We start from the raw sequence: 21,957 nt of genomic DNA on the forward strand, positions 1-21,957 counted from the left end.
ATGATTTTGAGTTGAACACAGATCGTGAATCCGGTATCCCGAAACATTTTATAAATTTGAAGAAAAAAATCTGAAATGATAGATAAAATAAACGTGAGGGTTTATGCTGCAGCAGTAAAGGACCAAAGAGTTCTGGCACTGCATGAGGAATATGCCGGCGAACATCTGATGAAGCTTCCGGGAGGTGGTCTGGAATTGGGCGAAGGCGCGCTTGACTGTCTTCACCGCGAGTTTGCCGAAGAATTGAACTGCAAAATCCGGGTCATTGACCATCTCTATACCCAGGAAGATTTTCTGGTTTCGCGTTTTCGGGATAACGAGCAGCTGCTTACCATTTATTATCTGGTGGAAATCATCGATAAAGATGAATTTCTGCTGATGGATCCCTGTATTGAAAGAATTGAATGGGTGCCCATTCAGCAAGACGAAAATCCGTTTCCGCTTCCCATAGATAAGATTGTTTTTGAGAAACTGAAGGAAAGGTTTTTATAAAACTTCGTTCAGGATTTTAGCGAGCCTCAGTCCACCGTAAAGCAGTTGCCGCTCCAATAAGGGCTGAAATTTGTAGTTGTAATCATAAGAATAGGAGGTGCCGGCCGCAGTTTGCGAATAAATCCTGTTGGCCATCTGGTGGCTGTCAAAGAACCAGTCTTCCAGTGATCCCGATTGGATCTGGCGGTTTTCTTCTTTTGATTTCACATCCAAAACCCTGGCATATTCCGAAAAACTATATTTCTGAGAATCGACCAATTTGCTGTCCCAAAGCGAATGAAGGTTGGTGTTGTCCCCAAAAAATTTTAATTTGATGGTATTTCCCCCTAAATCTTCTGCTCTCCCCACATGAAGCGGTTGCGCCAAGTCTCCTACCAGATGGATCAAGAACCGCAGAGCAATTTCTTTATCTTTTTTGGAGGTGTTTTTGTCTTTGATTTGCGCTGAAAGCGTTTTAATCTGGGTATAGAGATTCGGTCCCGATTGAGCAATCAGAGAGTCGGTGAACGTTTTCCGGTTGGGTTGCGGATTGATGTTCACATAATGCCATTTCTCGGTGGGTTTCCAAACTCCGGTGGTATCCGCTTTAATGTAATCCGGCCAGTTTGCCCAATAAGCCAGTTTTTGCCCGCCAATAATTTTTTTGAGCTGCCTTTTCGCATGGCCTGAAAGGTGATTTTCTGCAATCTCTGCAACGATTCTGTGTCCCGTGGTTCCCCAGGAATAACCAAAATTGAAGGTGAGGAACGCAGTGATCAAAATGAGGTTGGATATCAGTTTATTCATGAAATTATTTTTTGACTTTAAAATCGCGGTATCCAGGATAGGGTGTCAAATATCCTGCGTTCCAGTTACTCTGGAGCAGCGATTCAATAAATTGGTCACTTCGGTCTGCATGCGGGTCATAAGGATCCTTGATGCTCACATCTGCAATATTTCCTTTCACATTCCACCAGAAAGCGCTCCATCCTCCGCGAAGTTCTTTGATGATTTCATACACGTTTTTTCCGGTCGCACGGTACATCAGTTTCGCGAAAACCCGGCCTTCAGTGGTGGTCAGATCCCGAAGCTGAAGCTCATACTGGCTGGCCAATTCTTTTTGTTTTTCGTTGACGAATTTTCTTTTAGAGGGTTTGTCCAGATCCTGCATATCTTTTTGGATATCTCTGTATTGTTCCAAAGCGGTGAGGAAAAGCGGGTAAACCCGGTAGAGTTTTTTGTTTAGAAAGTAGTAGTAATTTTGATCCAGGCTATTGTTGAACCTCGGTTTATTGAGCAGCACGAGTTCGTCCATGACCACCACATTTTCACCATTGATTTCATAGACACGCGCTTTTTGGATTTCATCATAATAGTATTTGTTCCCCAATTCGTCAGTGCGAAGAAGTTCAGGGGGGTACTCACTGATGGGTTTCAGCTGTTGAATCACTTGAGCATTCAGCGAAAAAGCCGAAAACAAAAGAAAAAAGACAGCATATTTATTAAATTTCATTATTTTTACTTCCAATTAAATCGAAGCTTACCGCTGCAAAATTCATTCCTTTTTATGAAATTCGAAAATAAATCATTAAAATTCTTAGAAGAATATCTGAATACCGCTTCACCAACCGGTTACGAACATGGTGGTCAAAAGGTTTGGATGGACTTTATCAAGCCCTTTGTCGATAAAGTAGAATTTGACCATTACGGAACCTGCTATGGAATCGTGAATCCTGATGCGGAATTCAAAGTTGTCATTGAAGCTCACGCCGATGAAATCTCATGGTATGTGAATTATATCACCGATGATGGGTTGATCTACGTCATCCGAAACGGAGGCTCCGACCAAATGATCGCACCTTCAAAAGTGGTGCACATCCATGGTGAAAAAGGAGTGGTGAAAGGCGTTTTCGGCTGGCCCGCCATTCATACCAGAATCGGTGCAGAAAAGGAAACCGTCCCTAAAATTGAAAATATCTTCATCGATTGTGGTGCGAAGAATAAAAAAGAGGTAGAAGATTTAGGCGTTTTTGTGGGAAGTATGATTACTTATCCCGACGAGTTTTTTGAGTTGAATGACCGCTATTTTGTGGGCAGAGCCCTGGACAACAGAATTGGTGGATTTATGATCGCAGAAGTGGCAAGACTTTTAAAACAGAATAAAAAACAGCTCCCTTTCGGATTATATATCACCAATTCGGTGCAGGAGGAGGTAGGACTTTATGGTGCAGATATGATTGCGGACACCATTAAACCTAATATTGCAATTGTTACAGACGTCACGCACGACACTTCAACCCCGATGATCGAAAAGAAAAAAGAAGGAGACCAGAAATGCGGTGACGGACCGGTGATTTTCTTTGCGCCAAGTGTGCACCACAATATCCGTGAACTCGTTGTGGAAACCGCAAAGTCCAATAAAATTCCTTTTCAAAGAGCAGCCGCAAGCCGATCCACCGGAACCGATACCGACGCATTTGCCCATTCCAACGGAGGAGTACCAAGCGCGCTGATTTCTTTGCCTTTAAGATATATGCATACCACGGTAGAAATGGTTGCGAAAGAAGATGTAGCCAATGTCATTCAGTTGATCTATGAAACTTTGCTGAAAATCAAACCGACAATGAAGTTGAAATATCATTAATCCGGAAGAGGCCTGCCTTTTGGCAAAACTGGAAGACAGCGTGATTTGTAAGGACAAGTCGCGGAATTAACCAAAAAATAAATTTAGTTCACAAACAATAGTAACAATGAAAACAAAACTCATCGCGCCATCACTGCTTTCGGCGGATTTCGGAAATTTGGAAAGAGATATAGAAATGCTGAACCGTTCACAGGCAGATTGGCTTCATGTGGACGTGATGGATGGAAGATTTGTTCCCAATATTTCATTTGGTTTCCCCGTGATGAAGACGATCCAAAAATTCTCTAAAAAATTCGTGGATGTGCATCTGATGATCGTGGAACCGGAAAAATATGCGGAACAGTTCATAGAAATGGGTGCGGATCTGGTTTCCGTTCATTACGAGGCAAGCGTACATTTGCACCGAACCATTGACCTGATTCAGAAAAATGGAGCAAAAGCAGGTGTGGTGCTCAATCCGGCAACACCGGTTCTGATGTTGGAAGACATCATTGCGGATGTGGATTTGGTTTTGTTGATGAGCGTGAATCCAGGGTTTGGCGGACAAAAATTCATTGAAAACACCTACAAGAAAATCGCAGAAACCAAAGATTTGATCCTGACTAATAATTCCACGGCTTTGATACAGGTAGATGGCGGCGTACATATAGAAAATGCAGCGAAACTTTTCGACGCCGGAGCAGATGTTTTGGTGGCCGGAAATGCGGTCTTTTCTTCAGAAAACCCTGAACGCACCATCGAATTGCTAAAGATTTAGGGTTTAGATCCGGATGCTGTTTCCGGTAAATCATCCATGGGAAGTTTTTCGCCACAAGTTTTGCAAAACCTTGCGTCAGAATCATTGTGACTGTTTCCACATCGGTTGCAGGAAGCCATCCTGATTCCTGATTTATTCCTCATTTCATTGGTCACAATCCCGGTCGCGATGATTGCGTATCCGGAAATCATCATGATGATTGAAAACAGTTTTCCCAAAGGAGTATGAGGAGCCACATCTCCATAACCTACCGTGGTGACGGTCACTACTGCCCAATATATACTTTGGGGAATACTTTCAAATCCCGGTCTTCCTCCTTCGATCATAAAGACAATGGAGCCGGAAATCACCGAAAAAATCATGAGAAACAAAAGAAATATGTAGATCTTCCTGGAGCTTTTGCGCATCGCATTCACAATCAGGTATCCGTCGTTCATGAAATCCATAAGGTTTAGAATCCGGAAAATCCTCAGCATCTGGAGCATCCGGAGAATGAGGAAATATTTGGTGATCGGGAAAAACAAACTCAGATAAAATGGAACAATCGCCAATAAATCAATGATGCCAAAAAAACTGAAAATATACTCCCGCTTATTTCTGATGGTGATAATCCTAAGTAAATATTCCACCGTGAAGACAATGCTGATGAAGATTTCCAACACGATGAAGATTTTATGGAGTTTGGCATCATATACTTTGACGCTTTCCATCATTACAATAAAGGTGCTGATTACAATGAGCAGCAGTAAGATAATGTCAAAAAGCCGGCCCATTTTGGTGTCCGACTTGAAGATAATCCTGTAAACCTTCCTTTTCCAACGCACTTTTTCGGGCAAATACGTATGTTCTTTTTGCATAGCATTCAGATTGTTCAGTGCAAACTTAGTGAAATGAAGACAAATGATTATCTTCGTTCAAATAATTTGAGGACATGAACATTAAGGAATTCATAGATGAATTTGAGCAGAAACTCCCCCTGAAACAGGCAGAAGGATTTGATAACGTGGGACTTCTTTGCGGTAATCCGGATCGGCAACTCAGCGGGATTCTGGTCTGCCATGATGCTTTGGAAAATGTGGTGGATGAAGCCATCAGCAAAAATCATAATTTGATTGTGGCTTTTCACCCCATCGTTTTTTCCGGCTTAAAATCCTTGACAGGAAGGAATTATGTAGAGCGATCGGTGATGAAGGCCATCGAGAACAAAATTGCAATTTATGCGGTTCACACTGCTTTTGACAATGATTTTTACGGGGTAAATTTTGGGATTTGTGAAGCTTTGGGCTTAAAGGACCAAAAAATTCTGATGCCGAAAGCGCAAAATCTGAAGAAACTGGAAGTGTATGTTCCGAACGGTTTTGTGGAGCAAGTAAAAACCGCTTTATTCAGAGCGGGTGCCGGAAATATCGGATTTTATGATGAGTGCAGTTTTTCGGTTCCCGGAAAAGGAAGTTTCAGACCCATTGAAGGTTCAAACCCTTTTTCTGGTTCAGTTGGAATTCGCGAAAATGCCGATGAAGAAATGGTTTCCGTGATTTTTGAAAATTTTAAGCAGCACCAAATTACTACTGCGATGAAAGCGGCACATCCTTACGAGGAGGTTGCCTATCAAATCATCAGTTTGGAAAATGAGAACCATTTTTCGGGATTGGGAAGATTCGGCGATTTGGAATACGAAATGGAGGAGCCGGATTTTCTGCAGTGGGTAAAAGAAACTTTTGAGCTAAAAGTAATCCGCCATTCTGGATTTAATTCAAAGAAAATCAAGAGGGTAGGAGTTTTGGGCGGAAGTGGAGCGAGCGGAATTCCGGCAGCCTTGGCTAATCAATGCGATGCCTATTTGACGGGCGACCTGAAATACCATGATTTCTTCCAGTCGGCAGGTAAAATGCTGCTCTGCGACATCGGGCATTTTGAGTCGGAACAATTTGTAACCCAACAATTAGTTGAGATTTTGTCGGAAATTTTTCCTAAATTTGCAGTCTCAAAATCTACCGAGAAAACCAACCCCGTAAATTATTTTCTATAAATATGGCTAAGAAAACTGTAGAAATCTCTGTTGAAGACAAGCTAAGAGCTCTATATGACCTGCAAATCATTGATTCCAGATTAGATGAAATCCGAAACACCAGAGGCGAACTGCCGATTGAGGTGGAAGATCTGGAAATTGAAATTGAAGGGCTTGAAAAAAGAGCTGAGAAATTTCAGTCGGAAATCAAAGAACAGGAAGATGAAATCAAGAATAAAAACGAAGTCATCAACCATGCCAAATCTTTGATCGAAAAGTACAAGAGTCAGCAGGACAATGTGCGGAATAACAAAGAATTCGAGGCACTTGGAAAAGAAATTGAATTCCAGGAACTGGAAATTCAGCTGGCTGAAAAAAGAATCAAAGAATTCAGTGCAAAAATTTCACATAAGAAAGAAACCCTGGATGAACTCCACACTAAAATTGGCGAGCTGAAAACGCACTTGAAATTCAAGAAAGAAGAACTTGACAATTTGGTTGCCGAAACCCAGAAAGAAGAAGAATATCTATTGGAAAAATCCAAAGAATTCGCTAAAAATATTAACGAAAGGTTATTGGCATCATACCAGAGAATCCGAAACAGTTCCAGAAACGGACTTGCGGTGGTAGGTTTGGAAAGGGGTGCGCCAAAAGGATCCTTCTTCACAATTCCTCCACAAAAACAAATGGAAATTGCGCAGAGAAAGAAGATCATCATTGATGAACATTCAGGAAAAATCCTGGTTGACGATGATTTGGTGAACGAAGAAAACGAAAAAATGAAAGAGGTGATCAAGTTTTAGACTTGAACATATCAGATAAAAGAACCGCTCCAATTGATTTTGGAGCGGTTCTTTTAATGCTGAACCATCGAAAATGATATTAAAACGATTTCAATGACCGGTTGGAAAACGAACAGACAAAATCGTGAACAGCAGGTAAATGCTAATTTGAATGAGCCTTTTTAAGGGTGTCGCTTACTGTTTTTTGATGGCTTTTCTGATGGTTGTTTTTCCATCCACAGTGATTTTCACAGCATAAACTCCTTTTGGCAGAAAACTCACATCCACAGCAAAATTATTGCTACCGGTGGCAGTTTTCATCAACTGGCCATTTAAGTTGTAGATTTCTACCTGGGCATTTCCTTTTGTGTTAAAGTTGGCGAGGTGTGTCCAATTTGTGCTCACTGAGACTGAGTCTTTTTCAAAATCATTTACACCCAATTGTCCACCGGTGTCAATGAGTAATACCGCATTGTCGATTAAAAGTCCGTCAGCTCCGGTATTCCTAACAGAAAAGATGATTTCGGATCCAGTTGCAGCGGTTCCGGTTGTAAACTTGTAGGTGATTTTTTGCCAATCCGGACCAGCCGCAGAATAGGCAGAATACGCCGAGTAATCGGTCCCAAACCATGCATTTCTTACCTCCCCACTTCCTTTTACATAAAAGGTTAAAATATAGTTGGTATCTGCGGTTAAATGGACTGACTGGGAAGTAAATCTTTTGTGAGTCGTTGATGAGTTTTCCAGTCTGATCGATTTTAAGCCGTCTTGTGCATCTGTGGATTCGCTGATGCCTGCAATTCCCAAATTGGTTGCTGAGCCAATCCAGCCGTCGGAATTTCCGGAAGTCCAATTTTCAAAACTACCATTGATTAATAAATTCTGAGCGTTTAATGAGAGTAAAAAAACCAGTGCAAATGCTGTAAATATCTTTTTCATTTTTTAATTTTAGGCGCAAAGATAAACGATACTTTTTAACTTTTAAGGGGGTCAATTCTTTTTCATCCATTATATTCCGGTTTAGACGGCTATGCAGGTTGAAAAACCGGATCTTCACTTTCGATATCAATCCGGAAGGAAAATGCAGTGGAATTCAACGGCGAAAAAAATCATCCAAATATCCGTTGAAATGATTGGGAAAATAGTGGAATAATGTTAAGGCTTTATTAACCTTTAAACGGAATTCTTATTCGTTTTTTTTTCCGGCAAAACTGAAAATGCATCCGAGTTTAATTTTGGAGTATCCATAGGTTTTGATTTTCGCAGCGTTCACCATCGCTTGTGCCAATACTGCAGTAGGTAGCGGTTTCTGGCTTTTGAAGATGCCAAGTCTGTTCGCAAACTTGATGATTTTTTCTCCCAGGACTTCGCCAGTGCGATCCGTGTTTTTTCTTTCGAGCATTCCCGGTTGGAAGATGGTGATTTTGCTGAAGTGAAGGTTTTTTACAGCCTGCTCCAGTTCGCCCTTAATGCGGGAGTAGAAAATTTTGGATTTTGGATTTGCTCCGTATGAAGAAACCAAAATATAATCTTCCACTTCATTTTCTTTGGCAGTTTTGGCAAAATCATACTGATACCCGAAATCCACTTTTCTTTGTGCTTCCTTGCTTCCCGCCTTTTTCAGGGTGGTTCCCAAACAGGAGAACGCCACATCACCTTTCACCCAATCTTTCCATTCTTCAGGTTTTTCAAAATTCACCACATGGATCTTCAGCTTTGGATGCTCCATTGCCAGAGGTTTCCTCACGAAGATATCCACCTCCTGGAAATCTTGGTCCTGCAGGAGATTGTTCACCAAATCTTTTCCGGTAGCGCCAGTTGCGCCGATGACGAGTGCTTTCATTTTGCTGACACTTTAAGTTGCAATGACATTAATGATTTAAAATTACAAAATCTTTGCAAAAAAATGAATGTCCAAAAACAAAGATGCTCTTTTTTCGCAACTATTGCCACAAATAAATAATTAACTTAAATTTAACAAAATTTATTCAGGAATAAAACTTATTTAAAATTGATATGAAAAATCTACTATTGGCAATTTTCGTGTTTGTTTATGGTGCTGGGTTTTCGCAGAAGATGGAGGACAAAATTTGGGACCTGTTGCTGAACAATAAACGAACTGAAGCGAGATCACTTTTTGACAAAAATCTGGCTTCCAAGAAAACTACCAATTTTGAGTTTTTATTGCTGGATGCCATGATTGACGAAGAAATGGGAGAATTCAATTTTGATGAAACCTTTATTAAGAATTACCTGGCTCTAAACGAAGATGCTAATTATCTTTTTTCCATGTCCAAACACCGCTTCATCTTTGGTGATGCGAGTGACTATGGTTTTGATGATCTCTCTTACCGAAAGATTGACCTTTTGGCAGACAGCCCAAAATTTCAGAATGAGAATTTTGTCTTATCCTATAAATCCGCTTTGGACCGAAACCGGAAAAATTATTCTGCCGTAGAAAGGGAAGTCGCCAAGATGGGACATGTCAATAAATGGCAAAGAGCAGGCGTTTTTGAGAATCTGAATGGCAGCGGTTTGGATATAGAATATGAACCTGAACAATATGCAAAGAACGATAAAGCTTTTAATGCCAATAGTTTGGGAATAGTAAATTGGTACAACCCGAAATGGAAATTGGTAGATGGTTTCGAATATCTGATGAACGAAAAAGAATACGGAGAAGGGATTGTTTATGCTCAAAGTTTTATTCAGAATCCTGCTGAACGAAGAGTTTTGCTAGAAACCAATATCAACACTGAATATAAAGTCTTTTTGAATGATGCGGAGATACTATCTACCACCAAGGAAGGCTACACCAATCCCGGATCTCATCTGATAGAAGTCCTGTTGCCGAAGGGAATGAACAGACTTTTGCTGAAGCTGGAATTGAAGAATGATTTCACGTCTTATATGGCGGTCTTTTATGATAAAGATTATCATAAGATTGCTGACCTCACTTATTTTGACACTTTTCAAGAGTATAAGAGAAGCTCACTTGCTCAACTTAATCCCATTGAGCAACCACTACGATTTGAAAATATGCTGAAAGGTAAAATTGCAGATAGTCCGAATAAAACCTATTTCAAATTGCTGCTCGCAAACGGGTACCTTGTCAATGAGCAGTACGAACAATCCAGGGAAGTAGTGGAGGATCTACTGAAAAAATATCCCAATTCCACCCTGCTAAAAATGATGCTGAGTAAATATTATGTAAGTACTGGAGACGGTGCGAAAAGCGACGAGGTTTTGAAAAGTGTACAGGTTCACGATCCCACACATTACCTGGTACCGCTGATGAGTATGCAGGAGGATCATTGGGTCAATGAAGCATCGATTGCGGAAATTGAAGAAAAAGCACAAATTTTAAAGAAAACAAAAGCGCACCATTTCGCTGACCTGTTTCTAGCTGTCGCAGCTGCCAAAAAAAGAGACATTCCTACCATGATCAGTCTGGTTAAGAATTTTAGGGCGAACATGCATAATAATGAGACTTTCTTTACCATTGTGGCACCCATGGAAAACCTGGACCAAGTTGATAACACCAAATTGATTACCAGTTTCGAGGATTTCTTAAGTAAAAGGATCAACATCTCGGCGATGTTTTATTTATCGGATCTTTATAAAGGAGCAAACCGAACTGAAGACAATCGAAAACTTTTCCAAGAATATATCGGAGTTTACCCTTCTGTGAACAGCTTTAGGAAAGGTAAAGCAGCATTGATGCTCGATCAGCTCCAAAATCCGGAAGTGATGCAGGAACTGGATGAAGCGCTTGCTAATTTCCCATATTCTTTCACGGTAATGGCAGCAAAAGCGGATGTTTTTGCAAAACAAAACAAAAAAGATGATGCCCTTAAATTTGCCGCAAATTCACTTTCTCATTATTCGGGAAATACTGAACTGCTTGAGCTCCAAAAGCATTTGGGCGCAAAAGAGGACGAAATCAGTATTGCAGCAATTACAGACTTCACTAAAATGATCAAAGAAAGACGGAACAGCAAATTGAGAGGAGAGAAAGGGATCACAACACTTTTGGACGAATATATTGTAAATGTTTTCCCAGAAGGTGGCTACAAATCAAGAAGTTCCTATCTGTATGAAGTGACCTCGAAAACTGGAATCGATGAACTAAAGGAATATTACGTGGGTGACGGTAGAAGTATTTTGAAGGCAGAAATGTATAAAGCCAACGGAACCATCGTACCTGCTGAGAAGTCAAATGGTCAAATCGTCTTTACCAATATTGACGTGGGAGATGTAGCGTTGATTCAGACGGAATGGATGGATCGTGGTGCAGGACGTTTTTATAAGGATTTCCATCTTTCGTCCTATTTTAATTCCCATTATCCTGTCGTAGAATCGGTTTTCACGGTAATCACCCCGCAAGATACTAAGATGCAGATGGCCAGTTACAACGGCGATATTCCTTCGACCACGAAAAGAATAAACGGCAAAGTTTTTCAAACCTGGAAAAAGGAAATGATGAACGAGCTGACTTTAAATGAAAACTACAGCCCGAGTTACAATGACCTGGCAACTTCGATGACTGTGAATTCAATCGGTTCTTGGACAGTGATTGCAGACTGGTATGCCGATCTCATCAAAAAGAACATGGTGACCGACAACACGACCAACAAATCGTTTAATGAAATTTTTCCGACTGTTTTCTCAGGTATGACCGATTATGAAAAGGCAGAAAAGATTTATGAATACATTCAGAAAAATATCAATTACAGCTCTGTGGATTTCCGGCAGAGTGGCTATATTCCACAAAAACCATCAAAAACTTTAGTTACAAAACTTGGTGACTGCAAAGATCTTTCCGCATTATTCGTGGTTCTCGGTAAGCAGGCTGGAATCAAATCAAATATGGTCCTTGTGCAAACTAAAAATTATGCAGACAGCAATATGTTGCTTCCCAATATGAGTTTTAACCACTGCGTCGTGCAAACTTTTCTAGACGGTAAGACTTACTATATTGAGATGACGGACAAACACTTGCCTTTTAATTCTAAAGTAAAAACACTTTATAATGCGAAAGCCTTAGTTGTAAACGGGGATAAGTCCTTGAATACTGAGTCAAAAATTTTCGAAATTCCTTCATCCAACAATATTCCAAATATCTATAAAACTGAAACTGAAGTCGATTTCCGGAAAGATGAACCTAGCTATAAGACCAGACAATTTTTAAATGGAGAAGGCAAGGCTTTTTTCAACGAGTTCTTTGCTGGCGACAAAACCGAACAGGAAAAGAAAAAATATTTTGAGGAAACTTATGGTGGAGTTCTAAACAGCGTAGCAAAAGTAAACTCCGTGTATTTGCTTTCAGGAAAAGACTTGGGCCCAAAACCAATATCTTATGAAGTAAATTATACCCTAAATGAGATTCCGCAATCGGTAGGAAATATGAAAATTGTAAAAGTTCCTTTGGTGACCAGTCCCTTGACCAAAGAAATTGTAGCCACTGAAAACCGGACTAACAATTTGAAGTATGTAATGTATGAAACTCAGGATCAATATGATGAGCAGATCACAATGTTATTGCCGGAAAATGCCTATTTTATAGAAGTTCCAAAACCCGAACAATTTAGTTTTAATGGATTTGAATACAGAATAGACTATAAATTGGAAGCACCAAACAAATTAGTGATTCGCAGAACTGCAACCACACCTTGGGACGATATTTCACATAAAGACTATCCACACTTTAAATCATTTGTGGAAAAAATCCTGAAAGTCGAAAATCAGGTTTTAGCCTATAAACAGCAGTAATAATGGAAATTCATGAATTACTAGAATATTGCAACGCCAAAAAAGGAGTGGAGGAAACCTTTCCGTTCAATGAAGAAACCCTGGTTCTGAAAGTGGGCGGAAAAATGTTTATGCTGATTCCTCTGGAAAAACAGCCACTGACCATCTCCGTGAAAACCGATCCCGAATGGAGCGAGGAACTTCGCGAGCGACATCCGCAGATTACCGGTGCGTATCACATGAGTAAAACGCATTGGAATACAGTGGTTTGCGAAGGTCTGAAAAGGAATCTGATTTTGAAACTGGTGGATTCTTCCTATGATCTTGTTTTTTCCTCATTGACAAAGGCGAAAAGGGAAGAAGTGATGAACTCCTAACAGAAAAACGCTTCAGTCAGTTTTTTATCCTCGTCCAACCTTTCGATGAGTTTTTCCAAGCTTTCAAACTTGATTTCATCATGAAGGAATTCCCTGAAATTGACTGAGATTTCTTCACCATAAATATCGTCATCAAAATCCAGAATATAAACCTCTGTGGAAAGTGAATTCCCGTCAACAGTGGGATTGGTCCCTATGCTCAACATTCCCTGAAGTTGCTTCTTCTTCGCGAAAACATCCACAATGTAGGCGCCTTTTTTCGGTAAAAGTTTCATGGGATGAACTGAGATGTTTGCCGTGGGATAACCGATCGTCCTGCCGATTTTTTTGCCGTCAACAACTTTGCCTGAAACAGAATAAACGTAACCCAACATTTCCGCAGCCTCCTTCACGTTTCCTTCGTTTAAAGCATTTCTTATCTGCGTGGAACTGATGTGTTTGTCCTTGAAATCCACAGCGTTCACCTGTTCCACTTCAAAACCAAATTTGGGCGCCATTTTTTCTAACAGTTGATAGTCGCCGCTCTTATTTTTGCCGAAGGTGTGGTCATAGCCTACGATGAGGTGTTTCACGTGAAGTTTTTCCACCAAAATCTGCTTCACGAATTCTTCTCCGGTCAAATTCCTGAAAGCTTCGTCGAATTCCTTCAGCACCAAGTTCTGCACTCCATTTTTTTCGAGCAGATAGGTTTTTTCTTCGATGGTGTTCAGAAGTTTCAGATCATCATTTGGATTGAAAATAGTTCGCGGATGTGGCCAAAAGGTAAACACCGCCGTTTCCAGATTTTTCTCTGCCGCGATTTGGTTGAGTTTTGTGATGATGCTTTGATGCCCTTTGTGCACACCGTCAAACATTCCGATGGATAAAGCCAAAGGAGTTTCTGATTGGTATTCGTCTAAATTGCTGATGATTTTCAAAACTTGTTATTTCTTGAAGCCGATTTTTGTTCTTTCCCGCTGTTCATTTTCTTTTTTCCTTTATTTAGTAGACAGTTGACTGCTTTGTAGGCATCTTTAAAATGTTGATCATATTTGCTTTCAAGATTTTTATGTTTTCAGACGATTCTGAATAATTTTTTACCACTTATTTTACCTAATAAATGCGCTCAATATTGAAATACCCGTTTGTCCCGCTCTTTCAGTTTTCAGAACATTTGCGAGCATGGTGACTGCATGTTCTGCAAAAGGATATGGAAAAGCGTTTCCAGGTCGGCGTCCGAAGGGATTCATCATAAAAGGTGATGACCTATTATTCCATTCTTTTTCAGGGAGTCTGAACATACAATCATCAGGGAAAATAAAGAGATTTCTTTTGACTATGTGATTCAAAACCCGTGTTTCAACATCATAAAGCATAGCAGGATCAAAATCCGGCACTTCACTTAGACCTCGGAGCTGAAAAAAAGTATTTTCAATATTCTCGAACTCCATGGGAATTTCTTCCTGCAAATATCACAAAATTCTTTTTTTCTCGCAATTGCAATTAATTGTGAGCGGTCTTCCCCAAATTCCCTCATTCATTTTCAAAAGTTCTAAAATCTTCTCCCATTTTCCCGCCCAAATCCATGACAAAAATCTTTTAAAATCCCAATTGCAGATTTGCCAAATATCACTATATTTGCACACACGAAAAAATTTAGTAATGGCAAACCAGATTAAAGGAAAAATTTCTCAAATTATCGGTCCGGTTATCGACGTGGTTTTTGCAGATGCAGAAGCACTTCCAAAGATTTATGACGCTTTGGAAATCACGAAGCACGATGGGACAAAACTTGTACTTGAAGTTGAACAACATATCGGTGAAGATTCCGTGAGATGTATCGCGATGGACGCTACAGATGGACTTCAGAGAGGTCAGGAAGTGATCGGTTCCGGGCAACAAATCGTCATGCCGACAGGCGACGGAGTATATGGAAGATTGTTTAACGTAGTGGGAGATGCGATAGACGGAATCCAGCCTGTTTCAAAGGATGCAGGTTTGCCGATCCACAGAGAAGCGCCAAAATTTGACCAGCTTTCCACTTCTGCGGAAGTTCTTTTCACCGGAATTAAAGTAATCGACCTTGTTGAGCCTTATGCAAAAGGTGGTAAAATCGGTTTGTTCGGTGGAGCAGGTGTTGGTAAAACGGTACTGATCCAAGAATTGATCAACAATATCGCCAAAGGACACGGTGGACTTTCCGTTTTCGCAGGTGTTGGTGAAAGAACCAGAGAAGGAAACGACCTTTTGAGAGAAATGCTGGAATCAGGCATTATTAAATATGGTGACGAGTTCATGCACTCCATGGAAGAAGGAGGATGGGATTTGTCTAAAGTAAATCTTGAAGAAATGAAAGACTCCAAGTGTACTTTCGTTTTCGGACAGATGAACGAGCCACCTGGAGCAAGAGCAAGAGTTGCACTTTCGGGTTTGACGATCGCAGAATATTTCCGTGACGGTGACGGACAAGGACAGGGAAGAGACGTTTTGTTCTTTGTTGACAACATCTTCCGTTTTACACAGGCAGGTTCTGAGGTGTCTGCACTTTTGGGAAGGATGCCATCTGCGGTAGGTTATCAACCGACTTTGGCTTCTGAAATGGGTGCGATGCAGGAAAGAATTACTTCCACCAAAAACGGTTCCATTACTTCCGTTCAGGCAATCTACGTTCCTGCGGATGACTTGACTGACCCGGCTCCGGCAACCACTTTTGCCCACTTGGATGCAACTACTGTATTGGATAGAAAAATTGCTTCATTGGGTATTTATCCGGCGGTGGATCCATTGGCTTCAACTTCAAGAATCCTGACTCCTGAAATTTTGGGTGACGAACACTACGACTGTGCTCAGAGAGTGAAAGAAATCCTTCAGAAATACAAAGCATTGCAGGATATCATCGCGATTCTTGGGATGGAAGAACTTTCAGAAGAAGATAAACTGGCAGTTTACCGTGCTAGAAAAGTGCAGAGATTCCTTTCTCAGCCGTTCCACGTTGCAGAGCAGTTTACCGGTTTGAAAGGAGCGTTGGTGGACATCAAAGACACCATCAAAGGATTCAACATGATTATCGACGGTGAGTTGGATCACCTTCCGGAAGCGGCTTTCAACTTGAAAGGAACCATTGAGGAAGCGATCGAACACGGAGAGAAAATGTTGGCGGAAAACGCATAATCAGAAAATTGAATTAAGAATAAAGTGCCTGTAATTGCCTTTTTTCTTTTCTCTATATTCTTAAAGTCTAAGAAAAATGAATATTAAGATATTAACTCCGGAATTTGTGGTTTTTGAAGGTGAGGTGGATTCAGTTCTTCTTCCCGGAAAAAATGGCGATTTCCATATCAAGAGAGATCACGCGGCGATTGTGGCTTCATTGGTTGGTGGAAAAGTGAAAGTGTACACCAATACGATTGATGAAAACTTCGCCAAACATTTCACTAAGGAAAACGAAAAAGACAGTGTCTATTCTTTCCCTGTTAAAAGTGGAGTGATTGAATTTAATCATAACAAAGGGATTATTCTGGCAGAGTAATTTTCCTTGAGCGCAATATTAAGATTCCCGAAATTGGTTTTTCGGGAATTTTTTTTATTCTTTTTTTGCGGAAATCAAATAAAAAATCTGTGACTTTAAATAATTTTTAACAAAACTTTAATTCTTTATTTCTGGTTTGGCTCGATACTTTCTGCTAACTTTGAGTTTAATAAAGACTATTTTGAACCGCTAATCCCCAATCATAATGGAAGTTTCCCTTAAAAATCAGGTCGCCATCATCACCGGTGCTTCAAGCGGAATCGGTGCAGGAATCGCAAAGTCCATGGCAGAATCGGGTGCAACCGTTATCGTCAATTATCCTTTTGAAGGTGCTGCTCAGCAAGCCGATTCGGTTTTAAAGGAAATCACAGATCGTGGCGGAAACGGAATCATCTGCATGTGCGATGTTTCCAAAGAAGACCAAGTAGTGAAAATGTTTCAGGATGTGGTTTCACAATTCGGAACAGTGGATATTTTGGTCAACAACGCCGGAATCCAGAAGGATGCAAAATTCACGGAAATGACGATTGACCAATGGAATGCCGTCATCGGAGTGAACCTGACCGGAAATTTTTTATGCGCGAGAGAAGCCATTAAAGAATTTTTAAGAAGAGGAATCGATCTTTCACGTTCCATCGCCTGTGGAAAAATCATCCATATTTCATCCGTTCATGAAATCATTCCTTGGTCGGGACATGCGAATTACGCTTCAAGCAAAGGTGCAATCAGGATGTTGATGCAGACTTTGGCACAAGAATATGGTGGTAAGAAAATCCGCGTGAACTCCATTTGTCCGGGAGCAATTCAGACGCCTATCAATGCGAATGCGTGGAATACTCCTGAAGCATTAGAATCATTATTAAAACTCATTCCCTACGACAGAATCGGACAACCTGAAGACATAGGAAATCTCGCTGTTTTCCTGGCAAGCGACCAATCCGACTACATCACCGGAACCTCCATTTTTATTGATGGCGCGATGACGACTTTTGAATCGTTCTCTACCGGCGGTTAACGTAGGAACGCACTTTTAGCGCGTTCCTAAGAAAAACATCAACAATTACAATCATGAATTCCGAAAAAATCCGCCTTCCCGATATTTCCTGGAAAAAATGGGGTCCCTATGTAAGCAACCGCGAATGGGGGCTCGTTCGCGAAGATTACAGTGCAAATGGCGACGCCTGGAACTACACCGATCATGATTCTGCAGAAGCCAAAACCTACAGATGGGGCGAAGAAGGGATCTGCGGAATTTGTGATGACAAGCAGTTTCTGGTTTTTTCACTCGGACTATGGAATAAAAAGGACAAAATGGTGAAGGAACGGCTCTTTGGTCTGACGAACGGCCAGGGAAATCACGGTGAAGATGTGAAGGAATATTATTATTATCTGGATAATGTTCCCACCCATTCCTACATGAAAATGCTGTACAAATATCCCCAGAGCGCATTTCCCTACGATGAACTGATTCAAAAAAATGCGCAGGCCGGAAAGGAAAATCCGGAGTTTGAATTGATTGATACCGGAATTTTTGACCATGATGAATATTTCGATATTTTCATTGAATACGCCAAAGAATCGCAGGAGGATATTCTGGTGAAAATCAGTGTAGTGAACAAATCTGAAAATGATTCGCCGCTGGTTTTGTTGCCGACCATTTGGTTCAGAAATACCTGGAGTTGGGGATACGACCACTACAAACCGCAACTTTCAGCGAGAGGTGAAAATACCGTTTCTATAGAACATAAGGAGGTTGGAATAAAAAATTTTTATTCGAAAAGTTCAGGAACCACTGCGTTTTGCGAAAATGAAACAAACGACAAAGAACTATATCGGCAACCCAACTCCGGGAAGTTTTGTAAAGACGGGATCAATGAATTTGTCATCAATGGAAATCAGGAAAGCATTAATCCCAAACTGTTCGGAACAAAGGCGAGTATTATTATTGATCAAATAATTGCTGCCCATTCCACTCAGGTTTTTCAATTCAGATTAAGCGATAAAGAATTGGATGAACCATTCCGGGATTTCGATGAAATTTTTGGTTTAAGGAAGAAAGAAGCAGACGATTTTTATACAGATATTCAAAAAGGAATTGGTTCTGAAGATGAAAAACTCGTGCAAAGACAGGCGTTTGCAGGGATGTTGTGGAGCAAACAATTCTATCATTACAATGTAGAAAAATGGCTGAAAGGCGACCCCGCAGAAATAGCGCCGCCCAAAACCCGTGAAAAAATCCGTAATTTTCAATGGAAAAATTTCAATGCTTTCGATATTATTTCAATGCCCGACAAATGGGAATATCCGTGGTTTGCGACCTGGGATCTAGCCTTTCACACGATTAGTTTTTCTTTGATAGACCCGGATTTTGCAAAACAGCAGCTGAAACTTCTGACTTTAGAATGGTTCATGCATCCCAATGGTCAGCTTCCTGCCTACGAATGGAATTTCTCTGATGTAAATCCGCCTGTTCACGCATGGGCAGCATTCCGGGTTTTTAAAATCGATGAAAAATTAAATGGAAAACCAGATCTGGAATTTCTGGAAGGGGTCTATCAAAAACTGTTGATGAACTTTACATGGTGGGTAAACAAAAAAGACAGCAATGGAAACAATATTTTCGAGGGTGGATTTTTGGGACTCGACAATATAGGTGTTTTCGACAGAAATCAGTCATTACCTACCGGAGAGCGATTGGAGCAAGCCGATGGAACGAGTTGGATGGCGATGTTTGCACTCAATATGATGAGGATTGCATTGGAATTAGCACTTTATAACAAAGTATATGAAGACCTCGCTACCAAATTCTTTGAACATTTTCTGAGTATTGCCGATGCTTTAGACAATATGGGTGAAAGCAAATTTTCGCTCTGGGATGATGAAGATGAATTTTTCTATGATGCACTTTCGGCGGATGACGGAACAAGTATGTTTTTGAGAATCAGAACTATTGTGGGGCTAATTCCCATGTTTGCGGTAGAGGTGATTGAGGATGAAATCGTGGAACAGTTACCAAGATTTAAAGAAAGAATGGATTGGGTTCTGGAAAATAAGCCTGAACTTGCCGCACTTGTTTCTCACTGGCAGGTCAAAGGAAACGAATCCAAGCATTTGCTTTCGCTGCTGCGGGGACACCGTTTGAAAAAATTATTACAACGGATGCTTGATGAAAAAGCTTTTTTGAGCGATTTCGGAATTCGGGCTTTGTCCAAGGAATATGAAGAAAATCCATTTACTTTAAGGCTCAATGACATCAACTATTCAGTGAGGTATCTACCTGCAGAAAGCGATTCTGGAATATTCGGCGGAAACAGCAACTGGCGCGGACCCATTTGGTTTCCGGTCAATTCGCTGATCATCGAAAGTCTGCAACGGTTTTTCTTTTATTACAGTCCCGACTTTAAAGTGGAATGTCCCACAGGAAGCGGAAAATACCTGAATCTGGACGAGATTGCCGATTTTCTGAGCAAACGCCTTGCGGGTATATTTTTAAAGGACAAAAACGGAAAAAGACCTTTTAATGGTCAATATCCGAAATTTCAAGAGGACGAGAATTTTAAGGATTATATTCTGTTTTACGAATATTTTCACGGAGACAGCGGAAGAGGAGTGGGAGCTTCTCATCAAACCGGGTGGACCGGAATCATCGCAAAACTGTTGCAGCCACGCCTCTCTAAGCTGGAAATTGCAGAGGCGCAAACTGAATCACCGGAAACCCAAAAAAAATCCATCTAAAAAGGCTGAAACGGTCTTTTCCACCAATGACTACAGATCCAGATCTCCTGCCGATTCCGGCTGATAAATAATTTCGTCGATAATGATTTTTGTTGCCCCAGAAGGAACCAACCAGTCGATTTCGTCATGGACTCTGTAACCGATTAAGGCCGCTGCTACCGGGGAAAAAATAGAAACTTTACCGTTTTTGAAATCCGCCTGGTTGGGATATACGATTTGAAACTGCATTTCTTTATTGTTGTTTTCAAAATGAAATTTCACGATAGAGTTCATGGTCACCACATCTCCCGGGATTTCTTCAGATTTCACCACTTTTGCGGAATGGAGTTCGGTGAGCAGTTTCTCCGCTTCCTCTTTCTTGATGGAGTTGCTCTGTTTCGCATTGGTAATTGCCTGATGAATTCTGGTGTAATCGTTTTTGGTGATTAATATCTGTTTCATGATGTTTGGTTAATGTTTAAGATTAAGTGTTGAAAATGAAATTTTTCCTTCATTTGATGTGATAAAAAAACCGCTTGAATTTTTCAAACGGTTCTTATTGATGTTTTTGAAAAATTCTAAATTTCCTTAAAGGATAAATTCTGTTCCGCTAAAAGTTTCTCCGCCTGCTCTCTGTAAGCGCCGGAAACCAATTTTTCGTGGATGCTTTCAAAGGCGGCCAGGGTTTCGTCTATTTCTGAATCGGTGTGGGAAGCCGTAGGGATCAAACGCAATAAAATCATGCCTTTGGGAATCACCGGATAGACCACCACTGAGGTGAATATTCCGTAATTCTCTCTCAAATCTCTGGAAAGCAGGGTTGCTTCCACCGGTGTTCCTTCCATGAAGACTGGGGTGACACAGGTGTTGGTATTTCCCAGATTGAATCCTCTTTCCCGCAAACCGTTCTGCAGTTTATGGACGTTGTACCAAAGTTTTTCCTTGATTTCCGGTCTTGAACGGAGGAGTTCCAATCTCTTCAGACCACCGATTACCATAGGCATCGTCAATGATTTTGCAAAAACCTGCGAACGTAAATTATATTTTAAAATTCTAATGATATTTTTGTCACCTGCGATGAAAGCTCCAAATCCTGCCATCGATTTCGCAAAAGTGGAAAAGTAAATATCGATTTGGTCTTGACACCCTTGTTCTTCACCTGCTCCTGCTCCTGTTTTTCCTAAGGTTCCGAATCCATGGGCATCATCAACCAAGAGTCTGAAACGGAATTTATCTTTTAATGCACAGATTTCTTTCAGTTTTCCCTGTTCACCGCGCATCCCGAAAACTCCTTCAGTAACCACCAGAATTCCGCCGCCTTGTTCCTCTGCAACCTTGGTCGCTCTTTCCAGGTTTTTTTCCAGACTTTCTACATCATTATGTCTGAACATGAAGCTTTTCCCCATATGGAGCCGAACTCCGTCCACAATACAAGCATGGGCATCTGAATCGTACACAATTACATCATGTCTGGAAACCAGCGCATCTATGGTGGAAACCATTCCCTGATAACCAAAGTTCAGCAGATAAGCAGCCTCTTTTCCCACGAATTCCGCAAGTTCTTTTTCTAATTGTTGATGTTGCTCAGTTTCGCCCGACATGGCTCTTGCTCCCATTGGATAAAACATTCCATATTCTGCGGCAGCGTCTGCGTCGGCCTTTAAAACTTCGGGGTGGTTACAGAGTCCAAGATAATCATTGGCACTCCAAAAAATCACCTCTTTTCCATGGAACTTCATTCTGGGTCCAATCTTACCTTCCAGTTTTGGAAAAACAAAATAACCTTCACCATAATCTGCAAACTGTCCCAATGGACCGGGGTTTTCTTTGAGCCGGTCAAAAATATCTATCATTATAATAAGTAATTTTAGTTTTAAAAGTAATCAACAAAGTTAACGAAATCTGAAATCAAATAAAAACCTTTTGCGTTTAAACAAAAGGTTTC

Annotated in this window: 20 protein-coding genes; 11 read left to right on the forward strand and 9 right to left on the reverse strand. The window is 40.8% G+C overall.

From position 1 onward, the window contains the following. Positions 1 to 75 precede the first annotated feature (75 nt). A complete protein-coding gene (locus L0951_RS07270; RefSeq protein WP_234110567.1) occupies positions 76 to 492 on the forward strand; it encodes an NUDIX domain-containing protein in 417 nt (138 codons plus the stop codon). Here the strand turns inward: L0951_RS07270 and L0951_RS07275 are convergent. Continuing rightward, a complete protein-coding gene (locus tag L0951_RS07275; RefSeq protein ID WP_234110568.1) occupies positions 487 to 1,278 on the reverse strand; it encodes a S1/P1 nuclease in 792 nt (263 codons plus the stop codon). The genes L0951_RS07270 and L0951_RS07275 overlap by 6 nt on opposite strands. A 4-nt stretch (positions 1,279 to 1,282) precedes the next feature. After that, complete coding sequence (locus L0951_RS07280; protein ID WP_234110569.1) at positions 1,283 to 1,984, reverse strand: DUF4294 domain-containing protein; 702 nt, start codon at positions 1,982 to 1,984, stop codon at positions 1,283 to 1,285. A gap of 54 nt (positions 1,985 to 2,038) precedes the next feature. Here L0951_RS07280 and L0951_RS07285 point away from each other — a divergent pair, with 54 nt between their 5' ends. Together L0951_RS07285 and rpe are read left to right on the forward strand one after the other, a co-directional pair. Then, on the forward strand, positions 2,039 to 3,115 hold the full coding sequence (locus L0951_RS07285; protein ID WP_234110570.1) for a M42 family metallopeptidase: 1,077 nt from the start codon (positions 2,039 to 2,041) through the stop codon (positions 3,113 to 3,115). A 106-nt stretch (positions 3,116 to 3,221) separates the two neighbouring features. Beyond that, positions 3,222 to 3,872, forward strand: coding sequence for a ribulose-phosphate 3-epimerase (gene rpe, locus L0951_RS07290; RefSeq protein ID WP_234110571.1), 651 nt, complete (start codon positions 3,222 to 3,224; stop codon positions 3,870 to 3,872). Here the strand turns inward: rpe and L0951_RS07295 are convergent. Continuing rightward, complete coding sequence (locus L0951_RS07295) at positions 3,869 to 4,729, reverse strand: ion transporter (RefSeq protein WP_234110572.1); 861 nt, start codon at positions 4,727 to 4,729, stop codon at positions 3,869 to 3,871. The genes rpe and L0951_RS07295 overlap by 4 nt on opposite strands. Positions 4,730 to 4,803: 74 nt before the next feature. On the opposite strand from L0951_RS07295, the gene L0951_RS07300 reads away from it, so the two are divergent. Then, the gene (locus L0951_RS07300) at positions 4,804 to 5,901 is read left to right on the forward strand and encodes a Nif3-like dinuclear metal center hexameric protein (protein WP_234110573.1); all 1,098 of its coding nucleotides are present in this window, start codon (positions 4,804 to 4,806) and stop codon (positions 5,899 to 5,901) included. A gap of 2 nt (positions 5,902 to 5,903) precedes the next feature. After that, a complete protein-coding gene (locus L0951_RS07305; RefSeq protein ID WP_234110574.1) occupies positions 5,904 to 6,683 on the forward strand; it encodes a zinc ribbon domain-containing protein in 780 nt (259 codons plus the stop codon). A gap of 174 nt (positions 6,684 to 6,857) precedes the next feature. Here the strand turns inward: L0951_RS07305 and L0951_RS07310 are convergent, their stop codons facing one another. Beyond that, on the reverse strand, positions 6,858 to 7,601 hold the full coding sequence (locus L0951_RS07310; protein WP_234110575.1) for a T9SS type A sorting domain-containing protein: 744 nt from the start codon (positions 7,599 to 7,601) through the stop codon (positions 6,858 to 6,860). A 247-nt stretch (positions 7,602 to 7,848) separates the two neighbouring features. Further along, positions 7,849 to 8,505 carry an NAD(P)H-binding protein gene (locus L0951_RS07315; protein WP_234110576.1) on the reverse strand — a complete coding sequence of 219 codons (657 nt, stop codon included), beginning with the start codon at positions 8,503 to 8,505 and terminating at the stop codon, positions 7,849 to 7,851. Positions 8,506 to 8,678: 173 nt separating this feature from the next. On the opposite strand from L0951_RS07315, the gene L0951_RS07320 reads away from it, so the two are divergent. Continuing rightward, on the forward strand, positions 8,679 to 12,434 hold the full coding sequence (locus tag L0951_RS07320; protein WP_234110577.1) for a transglutaminase domain-containing protein: 3,756 nt from the start codon (positions 8,679 to 8,681) through the stop codon (positions 12,432 to 12,434). 2 nt (positions 12,435 to 12,436) lie between these two features. Further along, complete coding sequence (locus tag L0951_RS07325; RefSeq protein WP_234110578.1) at positions 12,437 to 12,790, forward strand: MmcQ/YjbR family DNA-binding protein; 354 nt, start codon at positions 12,437 to 12,439, stop codon at positions 12,788 to 12,790. On the opposite strand, the gene L0951_RS07330 is transcribed toward L0951_RS07325, so the two are convergent. Both L0951_RS07330 and L0951_RS07335 read right to left on the reverse strand, forming a co-directional pair. Beyond that, on the reverse strand, positions 12,787 to 13,707 hold the full coding sequence (locus tag L0951_RS07330) for a bifunctional riboflavin kinase/FAD synthetase (RefSeq protein WP_234110579.1): 921 nt from the start codon (positions 13,705 to 13,707) through the stop codon (positions 12,787 to 12,789). The two genes, L0951_RS07325 and L0951_RS07330, sit on opposite strands and share 4 nt — an antisense overlap. Before the next feature lie 171 nt (positions 13,708 to 13,878). Continuing rightward, positions 13,879 to 14,238, reverse strand: coding sequence for an ORF6N domain-containing protein (locus L0951_RS07335; RefSeq protein WP_234110580.1), 360 nt, complete (start codon positions 14,236 to 14,238; stop codon positions 13,879 to 13,881). 193 nt (positions 14,239 to 14,431) lie between these two features. Between L0951_RS07335 and atpD the strand changes: the two genes are divergently transcribed. The 4 genes from atpD to L0951_RS07355 all read left to right on the forward strand — a co-directional run bounded on the left by atpD (position 14,432) and on the right by L0951_RS07355 (position 20,033). After that, a complete protein-coding gene (atpD, locus tag L0951_RS07340) occupies positions 14,432 to 15,940 on the forward strand; it encodes a F0F1 ATP synthase subunit beta (protein WP_234110581.1) in 1,509 nt (502 codons plus the stop codon). Between the two features lie 76 nt (positions 15,941 to 16,016). Continuing rightward, a complete protein-coding gene (locus tag L0951_RS07345) occupies positions 16,017 to 16,298 on the forward strand; it encodes a FoF1 ATP synthase subunit delta/epsilon (RefSeq protein ID WP_234110582.1) in 282 nt (93 codons plus the stop codon). A gap of 205 nt (positions 16,299 to 16,503) precedes the next feature. Next, a complete protein-coding gene (locus L0951_RS07350; protein WP_234110583.1) occupies positions 16,504 to 17,313 on the forward strand; it encodes a glucose 1-dehydrogenase in 810 nt (269 codons plus the stop codon). A gap of 53 nt (positions 17,314 to 17,366) precedes the next feature. After that, positions 17,367 to 20,033 carry an MGH1-like glycoside hydrolase domain-containing protein gene (locus L0951_RS07355; RefSeq protein WP_234110584.1) on the forward strand — a complete coding sequence of 889 codons (2,667 nt, stop codon included), beginning with the start codon at positions 17,367 to 17,369 and terminating at the stop codon, positions 20,031 to 20,033. A 30-nt stretch (positions 20,034 to 20,063) separates the two neighbouring features. Here L0951_RS07355 and rnk read toward each other — a convergent pair whose 3' ends face one another. Continuing rightward, positions 20,064 to 20,474, reverse strand: a complete 411-nt coding sequence (gene rnk, locus L0951_RS07360) for a nucleoside diphosphate kinase regulator (RefSeq protein WP_234110585.1) — start codon at positions 20,472 to 20,474, stop codon at positions 20,064 to 20,066. 116 nt (positions 20,475 to 20,590) lie between these two features. Next, a complete protein-coding gene (locus L0951_RS07365; RefSeq protein ID WP_234110695.1) occupies positions 20,591 to 21,862 on the reverse strand; it encodes an aminotransferase class I/II-fold pyridoxal phosphate-dependent enzyme in 1,272 nt (423 codons plus the stop codon). Positions 21,863 to 21,957: the final 95 nt, after the last annotated feature.

The organism is Chryseobacterium sp. R2A-55 (assembly GCF_021401085.1).
Taxonomy (GTDB): Bacteria; Bacteroidota; Bacteroidia; order Flavobacteriales; family Weeksellaceae; genus Kaistella.